Genomic DNA, 11,937 nt, shown 5'->3' with positions numbered 1-11,937 from the left:
CGTCGTTTGGGTCGTTGTCAGACCGAGGACCTAGTCTGTGCACCGTGACTTCGCCTGCTTCGACGGACAGCGTTCCGCCCCAGCTCAGCGCGGGGCCGCGCCCGGCGCCGGGCCCGGCCGCCGACGAGGGGCTGGCGCGGCGGCTGCGCGCGCTCGCCTGCACCGCGCCGCTGCACGACCTCGACGCGCGCAAGGCGAACCTGGCGGGCGAGTACTCGGTCTACGGCATGGCCGAGGTGGCCCTGTCCGCGATCGACCTGGTCACCCTCAACATGGACTTCGACACGGGCGCCGACCACGAGCAGATCGTGGCCCGGCTCGTCCCGCGCATCGCCGCCCAGGCCCCGCACCGCCCGGCCGGCGAGCACGAGCGTGTCGCCCGCTGGGTCCTGGAGAACCTGATCAACGTCGGCAGCGTCGACCGCGGCTTCCGCGCGGTGTACGGCACCTTCGAGCCGGACGGCACCTACGTCCGCCGTGACTACGACTTCAAGCTGATCGAGGAGGTACCCGGCCCCGGCGGCACGGTCTACCTCCGCACGACGGACGAAGCGGTCAACGTCCTGGTCGGCGCCCTCGACACCGACGTCACCAGCGCCCAGATCGCCGCCGAGGTCAAGCTCGAGGTGCTGATCAACCGCGGCCGCCTCGCCGACGCCCAGCTCGCCGCCGAACAGGCCCGCTACCGCACCGTGCAGTACTCCGAGACCCTGCGCCGCGCCCTGGAGGCCACCCGGCGCAACGTGCGCGCGGTCGACTGGCTCAACGCCGTGCCCGACATGATCGCCGAGGCCCTGGACCACGTGGCCGACCGCTACCGCCACGAGAACGCGATCCTCACCAACATCCGCAAGGCGCGCGACGAGACCGAGGACTCCGGGAACAAGCGCCGCGCCGCCGAGCTGGTGGACATCGTCAAGGACTGCATCCGGCGGCACACCCAGCTCCAGTCCCGCCTCCTGGAGGCCGGCCCGCTGTTCCGCGCCGAACAGGACCGGCAGGCCTTCGCCACGCCCACCACGACCTCCGGCCTCGACCTGTACGGCCACCTGGTCGCCCCCGTGCTCCCGCTGCCCCTGGAACGGGCGATCCGGGTGACGGACGCGTTCTTCGCCCAGGGCACCGGGTTGCGCACCCCGGTGTCCGTGCGGGTCGGCGACCTCGTCGACATCCTGCTCACCCCGCCGGTGGAGCGCGAGCACCTCGGCGCGGAGATGCCCGAACCCGACCTGATCGCGACCCCGGACGACAGCCGGTTCAGCGAGGAACAGCTCGCCACCGCCATGGAGCTGCTCGACCTGCCCGCCGACGCACCCCGCAGACTGTCCGGACTGCTGGCGCAGGCCCGCCGCACCGGCGACCCCGACCTCGCCTACCTGGTCGCCCTGCTGGCGGTCCACGCGGCCAGCCCGCCCGTGGGCACCGCCTACCGCCAGGGCGAGGAGAAACTGCTGTTCGCCGTGGACGACGGCACCGAACTGGACGACCCCGAGTTCGGCGGCGCCGACCTGATCGTCGGCACCGCCCTGCTGGACGCGGCGGGCATGGCCGCTGACCGGACGGAAGCGGCATGACCCAGCACCAGCCAGACCGAGTACGCGACAAGGAGCCCAAGCCGTGAGCGAGCACGTCGAGTGGAGTGACACGGAGGCCCCAGCCCCGTCGGCGCCCGCCGCCGTCACCCCCGCCGACGCCGCCGACGCGGCGCGGCTCGTCGCCTTCGGGCTGCAGCCCAAGCTGCAGCCCGCCCGCGACCAGGAGTACACGGAGCTGCTGCGCCGCTACCGCGACGACCCGGCCTTCGCACGGCTCGCGGACGCCGTCGCCGCCGGTCTCGGGCTCGTCGTGCTGGAGGTCTCCCCGCGCGCCGGGATGGCCGTGACGGCCGCCGAGGACTCCGTCTTCGCCGTCCGCATGGGCGACTACGCGCGTCGCACCACCGCCGACTCAGGTGACCGCTTCCTGCACGGACTGGCCCACCTCGCCCTGGCCGCCCTGGCGTTCCCGCGCCCCGAGGACCTGGCCGACGACTCCTACATCGGCCGGGTCACCGTCAACGGCGTCGACGCCTTCGTACGGCAGGCCTGCCGCAGGCTGGAGGAGCGCGCCGAGGCCCAGGGCGAGAACACCGACCCGGCTACCGAAGCGCCCGGCCTGGAGGCCGCCTGGCGGATCTGGGCCAGACGCAGCGCCACCGGCGCCACCAAGGACGCGCGCCGGCCCGCCGCCTCCACCACGGGCATGGTGGCGAAGGCGGCGGCCTTCCTCACCGACTCGGGCTTCCTGCAGCGCACCGGGGACGAACACGGCGGCACCTACCGCACCACGGCGCGCTACCAGCTCCAGGTGCGCGACATGGCCGGCGGCGCCGCCATGACCGAACTGCTGGAGCTGGGCGTCGTCCCGGTCACCGACGGCACCCCGGGCCTGCTGCCCGCCGAGGACACCGAGGACCTGGAGCTGGTGGCCGACGCCGGGCTGCCGTTCCACTCCTGACGCCCCGCGGCCGACGCGGCCCCGAACCGCCCCGGCCCCCGAACCACCGCACCTTTCCGAAGACTTAACGCGAGAGTCCGCCATGTACGAGCTGTCCCGGGTCCGCCTCTACTCCATCGGGCCCGCCGGTGCGCGCTACGCCGACACCGTGCTTGACCTGCGGGGCGTGGGCGAGCCCGTGCCCGACCCCGCGCCCACGCAGGCGGAGTTCTTCGAGGACGAGCCGTCCGGGCCGCCCCGCCGGCCCGCGCCCGCCGGCGTGCTCTTCCTGGAGAACGGCGGCGGCAAGTCGGTACTGCTCAAACTGATCTTCTCGGTGATGCTGCCGGGCCACCGCAACACCCTCGGCGGCGCCAGCTCCGGCGTGCTGCGCAAGTTCCTGCTCGCCGACGACTGCGGACACGTGGCCCTGGAGTGGCAGCACGTGCAGACCGGCGAGTGCGTGGTCGTCGGCAAGGCCAGCGAGTGGCGCGGACGCCAGGTCTCCAACGACCCGCGCAAGTTCGCCGAGGCCTGGTACTCCTTCCGGCCCGGCCCCGGCCTCAGCCTCGACAACCTGCCCGTCGCCGAGTCCACCGCCGTACGGCCGCCCGTCGAAGGCGCCTCGGGCGCCCAGGGCCGCCGCCGCACCATGAAGGGCTTCCGCGACGCCCTCACGGAGGCGGGCAAGGCGTACCCGCACCTCGAGGTGCACTGGGAGGAGATCCACGACCGCTGGATCGAACACCTCGGCGACCTCGGCCTCGACCCCGAACTCTTCCGGTACCAGCGCGAGATGAACGCCGACGAGGGCGAGGCCGCCGGCCTCTTCGCGGTCAAGAAGGACTCCGACTTCACCGACCTGCTGCTGCGCGCGGTCACCGACACCCGCGACACCGACGGCCTCGCCGACCTCGTCGGCGGCTTCGGCAACAAGCTGGGACGGCGCGCCGAACTCATCGCCGAACGTGACTTCACGGCCGGCTCCGTCGATCTGCTCGGGCGGATCGTCGAGGCCGCCGAGGCCCGCTCCCGCGCGCGGGACGTCCACACCGGCGCCGAGCGCCGTACGCGCACCCTGGCCCGGCGGCTCTCCGCCCGCGCCGTGCGGGAGCGGGTGCGCGCCACCGACCTGGCCCAGCGCGTCACGGCCGCCGCCTACGCCGTCACGCACTCCGAGGGCGCGCGTGAGCGCAGCGCCCTGGTCGCCGCCGAACTCGCCTACCGGCACGCCTCCCTGGCGCTCGCCGCCGCCGAGAAGTCCGCCGCGGCCCAGAAGCGCGAACTGGCCGACGCGCGCACCCTGCACGCCGCGTGGCAGGCCGCCGAGGCCGTGCTCCGCCACCGCGCCGCCTCCGACCGGGCCGCCCGCGTCTCCGCCGCCATCCAGGAGGCCGAGCGGGACGCGGCCCCCGCGCTCGCCGCCCGCGCCAAGGCCGCCGTCGACCTCGTCCGGGCCCTGAACGCCGCCGCCGGGAGCGCCGAGACCCTCGCCAACGAGGAGGAGGAGCGCTCCGCCGCCCTCCAGGAGGCCGGCGACAGCGCCTACCGCGACTCCACCGGTGCCGCCACCGAGGCGCAGCGCGCCCGCAGCGAGGCCGGGCACCTGCGCCAGCGCCTCACCGAGGTCGAGCAGGAGACCGCCGAGGCGGTCCGCGCCGGCTGGCTCGACGACAGCACCCCGGACGCCGACCCGGCCCGCGCCGCCCTCGCCGCGAACGACGCGGAGAAGACCGCCGTGGCCGCCTGGGACGCCGCCCGCGAGGCCGCCCGCAAGGCGACCGAGCACGCCCGCGAGGCGGCCTCGGCCGAGTCCCGCGCCGAGCTGACCGCGGCCCGCGCCGCGGACGCGGCGACCGCCGCCGAGCGCTCCTACGAGGCCGAACGGCGCCTCGCCGAGGCCCTGGCCGCCGAGGAACGGCTCGCCGAGCTGCTGAGCCTGCCGGGCGCCCCCACCGCGGCACGGCCCGGCGTGCCGGGACCGCGGACGGCCGAGACCGCGGCCGCCCCCGCGCCCGCGCCCGACGCGCCCGAGGAGGCCCGCCCCCTCACCGAGGGCCCGCTCGGCCCGGAGGAACTCGACCGCTACGCCGACGAACTGCGCACCCTGCTCGACGACGCCGTCTCCGCCGCCGAACGGCACCTCTTCGACCTGCGCACCGCCGCGGCCGACGACGCCCGCATCCTCGGCGCCCTCGGCGACGGCGGACTGCTGCCGCCCGGCCCCGACGTGCTCGCCACCGTGGAGTACCTCGGCGAGCACGGCATCCCGGCCCTGCCGGGCTGGCGCTACCTCGCCCAGGCCGTCACCCCCGCCGACCACGCCCGTGTGCTCGCCGCCCGTCCCGAACTCGTCGACGGCGTCATCATCACCGACCCGGACACGCACGCACGGGCCCGGGAGGCGCTCGGCGACGCCGCCCTGCTGCCGCGCTCCGCCGTGGCCGTCGGCACCGCCGCCGCCCTGCTCGCCCCCACCCCGGCCCCCGGCACCACCCCCGGCGACGTCTTCCTGGTGCCCCCGAACCCGGCCATGCACGACGAGCACGCGGCCGACGAGGAACGCCAGGCGCTGCGCGCCCGGGCCACCGAGCGCGACGAGGAGATCCGTACCCGCGCCGCCCGCCTCGGCAAGGACCGCGAACTGGCCGCCCGGCTCGCCTCCTGGCGCACCGGCTGCCCGGCCGGACGGCTCACCGAACTCGCCGAGGCCGCCCGGGAGGCCCGCGCCTTCGCCGAGGAGGCCGAGGCCGAACTGACCGAGACCCGCACCACGCGCGCGGAGGCCGACGAGATCGCCGCAGAGGCCACCCGGGTCCGCGAGGAGCGGCAGGACGCCGCGCAGAAGGCACGCCGCGCCGCCGACGCCCTCGCCGGACTCGCCCACCGGCTGCGCGAGCGCGCAGGCTGGCAGGCCAGGCTCCGCGAACTCGCCGACGAGGCGGCGGAGTCCGAGGCCCGCGCCCAGACCTGCCTGGAGCGCGCCCGCGCCGCCGACGAGGACCGCCGCGCCGCCCAGCGCGCCGCCGACGACTCCCGCCGCACCGCGCGCGCCCTGCGCGCCGAACGCTCCGAGATCGCCGGCGCCCCCGACGACGTGCCGGCCGCGGACGCCGACTCGCCCACGGCGTCGCTGCCCGCCCTCCGCGAGGCCTACCGCGCCGCCTCCCAGCTGTACGAGAAGGTGGGCGTCGGCGCCGACCTGCGCGCCGAGCAGGCCCGCGCGGAGAGCGACGAGAGCGCGGCCCGCGCCGAACTCGACCGGCTCAGCAACAAGGTCCGCACCCGCGCCGAGCAGCTCCTGCAGTCGCCCGACGGCTCCGACGGCCCCTCCCGGCAGGCCGCCGCCGCGCGCGCCGAGGAGCTCGTGCAGCTCCTGGAGACCCGTATGTCGACGGCGAGCGAGCAGCTCGGCCGGCTGCGCGGCGAGGCCGAACGGCACGCCCCCGAGGACGCCGAAACCCACACCGAACTGCCCGAGGACCTCGTGCCGCGCGACGCCGAGCACGCCCAGGCCCTGCTGCGCACCGCCACGACCGAACTCGCCGCCCGCACCGGGGCGCTGGCCGAGGCCCGGGAGGCGCACGCGGAGCTGCTGGAGGCCCACCGGGCCGCGGAGGACGCGGCCGGCGGGTTCGACGAGATCGCCGCGATGCTCCGCGACCTGCTGCGCGAGCACACCCCGGACGAGGACCAGGAGGAGCCGGAGCCGTACCCCGGCAGCCTGGAGGAGGCCCGTCATGCGGCCGCCGAGGCCCGCCGCTCGCTGCGCGGCTGCGCCGCCGACCTGTCCGCCGCCGAGGGCGCCGTGCGCGAGGCGAGCGACGTGCTCGTCCGGCACGCCAACTCCACGCGCTACGAGCAGGTCCGCACGCCCGCGCGGCAGCAGATCCGCGAGCTGCCCGCCGCCACGCTGCCCGAGCACGCCCAGAAGTGGGCCGACGCCTTCGCGCCCCGGCTGCGTGTCCTCACCGACGAACTCGCCCAGCTGGAACGCAACCGGGACTCGATCGTCGACCGGCTCCGGGGTCTGGTCGAGTCGGCCCTCGCCACCCTGCGCTCCGCCCAGCGGCTCTCCCGCCTCCCCGAGGGCCTGGGCGAGTGGTCGGGGCAGGAGTTCCTGCGCATCCGCTTCGAGGAGCCCGACCAGGCCACGCTCACCGAACGGCTCGGCGAGGTCGTCGACGAGGCCACCCGCGCGGCCGTCAGGAAGAACTCCGACCTGCGCCGCGACGGCATGTCCCTGCTGCTGCGCGGCGTCGCCGCGGCGCTGCAGCCCAAGGGTGTGGCCGTCGAGATCCTGAAGCCCGACGCCGTCCTGCGCGCCGAACGCGTGCCCGTCGGCCAGATGGGCGACGTCTTCTCCGGCGGACAGCTGCTCACCGCCGCCATCGCCCTGTACTGCACGATGGCCGCGCTCCGGTCGAACGACCGGGGGCGCGACAAGCACCGGCACGCGGGCACGCTGTTCCTGGACAACCCCATCGGCCGCGCCAACGCGACCTATCTGCTGGAGCTCCAGCGGGCCGTCTCCGATGCCCTCGGCGTCCAGCTGCTGTACACCACCGGCCTGTTCGACACGACCGCCCTCGCCGAGTTCCCGCTGGTCATCCGGTTGCGCAACGACGCCGACCTCAGGGCGGGCCTGAAGTACATCAGCGTGGAGGAACACCTGCGGCCCGGACTGCCGCAGCAGCCCCGGGCGGGCGAGGCGGTGCACAGCGAGATCACCGCGACCCGGATGTACAAGCGTCCGGCCTGAGCGGCCCGAGCGGCCTGACCGGTCCGACCGATGGCGGGCGGGCCGGTCAGGACGTGCGACGCGCACCGGCCGGCCGCCCCGGTGGTCAGGGGTGCGACAGCTGCCCGGCGCCGCCACGGCGGCGTATCCGCGCCTGCTCCCGGGACGTGGCACGCTCCTGGCGCCGCTGGGCACGGCGCTCACGGCGGAGCGAACGGGCTGTGCTGCTGGGCTCGGAGACCACGCCGTAGCGCTGCTTCCACACCTGCCGGGTCACCCACACGTCGACCACCGCCCACGTGGCGACCACCGTGCTGACCACACTGCTGATCACCATGGGGAAGGCGAGCCAGGACTCGGCCATGGTGCACAGGAACGCCACCATGGCCTGGATCAGCGTCACCGAGATGATCAGCACGGCCCGCACCGCGGCCGTACGCACCGGGTCGGGCATCCGGTACCGCCGCGCGGGCTCCTCGACCCACAGGGGACGGTGATCCGCGCTCCGCTCACTCCCGGCGCCCGCACCGGCGCGCCTCTGCGCCGGGACGTCGCGATCCGGCGCCTCCCGGCCCCTTCGCTCCGCCGAGCGCTCCGCCACGCTCCGCTCGGGCGCCTTACGCTGCTCCGCCGTGCCCATCACCGTGTCACTCCCCACCGCCAGCAGACCGCTCGCCCCGATGTCCGAAGACCCCGTCTCCCCAGTGGCTGCCCGGCTTGCGCTGTTTTACGCCGCCCAGGTGCGGGCTGCGGCTCGTGTGGCCGATTTCGCACCCGATTCTCAGAAAGAAGGACGAACAACAGCTCCCGAAGATTCCCCACTTGCGAAAAATTCCAGCCAACCGGCTGTCCGTACTGCTTCGGCCGATCCCGCCGCAGGCACCCACATCGCGGGTGCAATCTCCCGCAATGCCCGGACAACTCGTCATCTCTCGCCCCCGGCGCGGAAGTTCGCCCTCCGGACATGTCTTCGAGTTATCTGTGAGGCGGTAGTAGGCTCGCGCCGTTTGCTGTTGGACATGTGTACCCCCGCCCGGCGGGGGTCGAGCTGGGGGAGGCCATGCGCTTTCGCGGGAAGTCGATCCGCCGGAAGATCGTGGCGCTGCTTCTCGTGCCGCTGGTGTCCCTGACCGCCGTCTGGGGCTTCGCCACGGTGCTCACGGGGCGTGAGGTCACCCGGCTCTTCCGGGTCACCGACATCGTCCAGGACGTCGGCTACCCCACCGAGGACACCGTCCGCGTGCTCCAGCAGGAACGCCGCCAGACCCTCGTCTACCTCGCCGACCCGCGGGCCGCCGACGCCCTCTCGGCCCTGCACCGCACCCGCGCCGCGACCGACCGGGCCGTCGCCGAGGTACGCCGCAACGCCCGCGGACACCACGTCCGCGACGGCATGGACGCCGACGACAGCGAGCGCCTCACCACCGTCCTGGACGCCTTCGACGGACTCGACTCCCTGCGCCACGGCGTGGAGGAACGCACCGTCGACCGCGCCCAGGCCTTCGACGGCTACAACCGCCTTGTCGACCCCTGCTTCACCCTTCTCGCCGCCCTCGACAACATCGACGACGTCGAGATGGACAAGGAGGCACGGGCCCTGGTCACCCTCGCCCGCGCCCGCGAGTTCCTCTCCCGCGAGGACGCCCTGCTCGGCTCGGCACTGGTGGTCGGCAGGCTCTCGAACGACGAGACCCGCCACATCTCCGACTTCGTCGCCCAGCGCGGCCTGCTGTACGACATCGGCCTGCCGGTGCTGCCCGACCCGGAACGCGAGCGGTACGAACACTTCTGGAAGAGCGCCACCACCGCCCCGCTCCTGACGGCCGAACACGCCGTCGTCGAGAGCCGGTCCGGCACCCCGCGCGGGGTCACCGCCCAGAGCTGGGACTCAGCGGCGGCGAGCGCCCTCCACGACCTCGGCACCCTCGACGACCAGGCCGGCGACCGCTTCCAGGACCGCACCCGGCCCGTGGCCGTCGGCGTGATCGCGCAGGCCGCGGTCGCCGGCGTCCTCGGCCTCGTCGCCCTCCTCGTCTCCGTCCTGCTGTCCGTGCGGGTCGGCCGCGCCCTCATCCGCGACCTGCGGCAGCTGCGCCTGGAGGCCCACGAGGCGTCCGGGGTACGGCTGCCCAGCGTGATGCGCCGCCTCTCGGCCGGCGAGCAGGTCGACGTCGAGACCGAGGTGCCACGCCTGGAGTACGACAAGAACGAGATCGGCGAGGTCGGCCAGGCACTCAACACCCTGCAGCGCGCCGCCGTCGAGGCCGCCGTCAAACAGGCGGAACTGCGCGCCGGCGTCTCCGAGGTCTTCGTCAACCTCGCCCGCCGCAGCCAGGTCCTGCTGCACAAGCAGCTCACCCTGCTCGACACCATGGAGCGCAGGACCGAGGACACCGACGAACTCGCCGACCTGTTCCGCCTCGACCACCTCACCACCCGGATGCGCCGGCACGCCGAGGGCCTGGTGATCCTCTCCGGCGCGGCACCCTCGCGGCAGTGGCGCCGGCCGGTGCAGCTGATGGACGTCGTGCGCGCCGCCGTCGCCGAGGTCGAGGACTACGAGCGCATCGAGGTCCGGCGCCTGCCCCGGGTCGCCGTCACCGGCCCGGCCGTCGCCGACGTCACCCACCTCGTGGCCGAACTCCTGGAGAACGCGACCGCCTTCTCCCCGCCGCACACCGCCGTGCAGGTCCTCGGCGAGCGGGTCGCCAACGGCTTCACCCTGGAGATCAACGACCGCGGTCTCGGCATGACCGCCGAAGCACTGCTGGACGCCAACCTGCGGCTCGCCGAGACCCCCGAGTTCGAACTCTCGGACACCGACCGGCTCGGCCTGTTCGTGGTCAGCCGGCTCGCCCAGCGCCAGAACGTCCGTGTCTCCCTGCAGCCGTCCCCCTACGGCGGGACCACCGCAGTCGTCTTCATCCCCGACGCCCTGCTGTCCGACGACGTCCCGGACACCAACGGCATCGGCTTCCGCCTCGACCGCCCCACCCGGGAGACCGAGCCCCGGGCGAGCCTCACCCCGGCCCGCGCGGGAGGCCCCGTCCAGTTGCCCGGGCTGTCCGCCTCCCTGCTGGACGGCCCGGTCGAGCTGGAGGCGCCGGTGGACCTGGACGCCCTCGACGACTTCCCGGGCGCCCTGGCGGACGAGGAGAGCGAGCGCGGTGGCCTGTTCCGCCACCGCCGCACCCGTCGCCGAACCGACGAGCAGGCCGTCTCCCGCCCCGGCGAGAGCCACCAGCCGGCCGCCGAGCGCACCGACGACGGCCCGGCCGCCGGGCCCGTGCCGCTGCCCCGGCGGCAGACGCCGAAACTGGTCAGCTCCCACGGCAGGCCCGTCAGCGAGCACCGGACCCGCCGCGACGACCCCGACGAGCAGCCCCCGGCCGGACCGTTCCGGCCCGAGACCGGCGCCCTGGCGCCGCTGCCCGCCCGCCGCCGCGGCGAGACCGCCCGGCGCGCCGGACTCACCGGCCGCACCGACGACCGCACCGCCGCCCCGGGAACCGGCGACACGGACGAGACCTCCCCGGCACCGGCACTGCCCGGACGGACCCGGCCGCGGCAGGACGCGCCGGGCGGCGGCACCCCGCCCACCGGCGGCCCCGCCCCCGTGCCCGAGCCCGCCCCCGTGCCCGAGCCCGGCACCGGGCCCCTGCCCCGGCGGGTGCGCCAGGCCAACCTGGCCCCCCAGCTGAAGCAGGACACCGCACGGCGCCCCGACGCCCCGGCACAGCCCGCCGACCGCGACGCCGACGAGGTCCGCAGCCGGATGGCCTCGCTCCAGCGCGGCTGGCAGCGCGGCCGCAAGGAGAACGCCTCGGACGACGGGGCCCGCGACAGCACAGCACAAGGAACGACAAAGGGGGACGGTCGATGACCGCACCGAAGGCCACCGGCCTCACGGAGACCGGCAAGGGCGAGCTGAACTGGCTCCTGGACGACCTGGTCGACCGGGTCGCCAGCATCCGCAAGGCCGTCGTGCTCTCCGGCGACGGCCTGCCCACGGGCGTGTCCAAGGACCTGAGCAGGGAGGACGGCGAGCACCTCGCCGCGGTCGCGTCCGGCTTCCACAGCCTCGCCAAGGGCGTGGGCCGCCACTTCGAGGCGGGCAGCGTCCGGCAGACCGTGGTCGAGCTGGACGACGCCTTCCTGTTCGTCACGGCCGCCGGGGACGGCAGCTGCCTCGCCGTCCTCTCGGACGCCGACTCCGACGTCGGGCAGGTCGCCTACGAGATGACGCTCCTGGTCAAGCGGGTCGGCGTGCATCTGGGCTCGGTTCCGCGCACCGATCTGCCCGCAGGCGGGTAGTGGGATGGCATGAGCGGAGAGGGTCAGGACACAAGCCACTGGTTCGACGACGAGGCCGGACCGGTGGTCCGTCCGTACGCCATGACGCGCGGCCGGACCACGAGCCCGGCCCAGCACCGCCTCGATCTGATCGCGGTGGTCGTCACCGAACCCGGAGCGGGCGACGCCGAGACGGACACGACGCTCGCGCCCGAGCACGTGGAGATCGTCGGACTCTGCCGCGCCGCGCCGCAGTCGATCGCGGAGCTCGCCGCGGAGCTCGATCTCCCGGTCGGGGTGGTGCGCGTCCTCATCGGGGATCTCGTGCACGCGGAACTCGTCCATGTGACCCGCCCGGTTCCCCCGGCCGAGCTGCCGGACGAGAGTATTCTGCGCGACGTGATCGACGGCCTCCGGGCGCTGTGACC

At 74.9% G+C, this 11,937-nt stretch carries 7 protein-coding genes; 6 read left to right on the top strand and 1 reads right to left on the bottom strand.

The window, feature by feature from the left end; genetic code table 11:
* Nucleotides 1-44 precede the first annotated feature (44 nt).
* The 3 genes from B446_RS07180 (at nt 45) to B446_RS07170 (ending at nt 7,237) form a co-directional block, all read left to right on the top strand.
* Nucleotides 45-1,574: a hypothetical protein gene (locus tag B446_RS07180; RefSeq protein WP_020938758.1), complete on the top strand. Its 1,530-nt coding sequence runs from the start codon at nt 45-47 to the stop codon at nt 1,572-1,574.
* A gap of 43 nt (nt 1,575-1,617) precedes the next feature.
* Complete coding sequence (locus tag B446_RS07175; RefSeq protein WP_020938757.1) at nt 1,618-2,496, top strand: hypothetical protein; 879 nt, start codon at nt 1,618-1,620, stop codon at nt 2,494-2,496.
* A gap of 82 nt (nt 2,497-2,578) precedes the next feature.
* On the top strand, nt 2,579-7,237 hold the full coding sequence (locus tag B446_RS07170; RefSeq protein WP_020938756.1) for a hypothetical protein: 4,659 nt from the start codon (nt 2,579-2,581) through the stop codon (nt 7,235-7,237).
* 85 nt (nt 7,238-7,322) lie between these two features.
* On the opposite strand, the gene B446_RS07165 is transcribed toward B446_RS07170, so the two are convergent.
* Nucleotides 7,323-7,856: a hypothetical protein gene (locus B446_RS07165; protein WP_020938755.1), complete on the bottom strand. Its 534-nt coding sequence runs from the start codon at nt 7,854-7,856 to the stop codon at nt 7,323-7,325.
* 420 nt (nt 7,857-8,276) lie between these two features.
* On the opposite strand from B446_RS07165, the gene B446_RS07160 reads away from it, so the two are divergent.
* The 3 genes from B446_RS07160 to B446_RS07150 are packed head-to-tail and all read left to right on the top strand — an operon-like array spanning nt 8,277 to nt 11,935.
* On the top strand, nt 8,277-11,099 hold the full coding sequence (locus tag B446_RS07160; protein ID WP_020938754.1) for a nitrate- and nitrite sensing domain-containing protein: 2,823 nt from the start codon (nt 8,277-8,279) through the stop codon (nt 11,097-11,099).
* The gene (locus B446_RS07155; protein ID WP_020938753.1) at nt 11,096-11,530 is read left to right on the top strand and encodes a roadblock/LC7 domain-containing protein; all 435 of its coding nucleotides are present in this window, start codon (nt 11,096-11,098) and stop codon (nt 11,528-11,530) included. Before B446_RS07160 ends, B446_RS07155 begins: the two co-directional genes overlap by 4 nt.
* A 9-nt stretch (nt 11,531-11,539) precedes the next feature.
* Nucleotides 11,540-11,935 (top strand): DUF742 domain-containing protein, encoded by a 396-nt coding sequence (locus tag B446_RS07150; protein ID WP_020938752.1) that lies wholly within the window; start codon nt 11,540-11,542, stop codon nt 11,933-11,935.
* Nucleotides 11,936-11,937 lie beyond the last annotated feature (2 nt).

Origin of the sequence: Streptomyces collinus Tu 365 (assembly GCF_000444875.1) — a bacterium.
GTDB classification, from domain to species: Bacteria; Actinomycetota; Actinomycetes; order Streptomycetales; family Streptomycetaceae; genus Streptomyces; species Streptomyces collinus_A.
The sequence above is the reverse complement of the archived record's forward strand: the minus strand, read 5'-3'. Positions and strand labels throughout refer to the sequence as shown.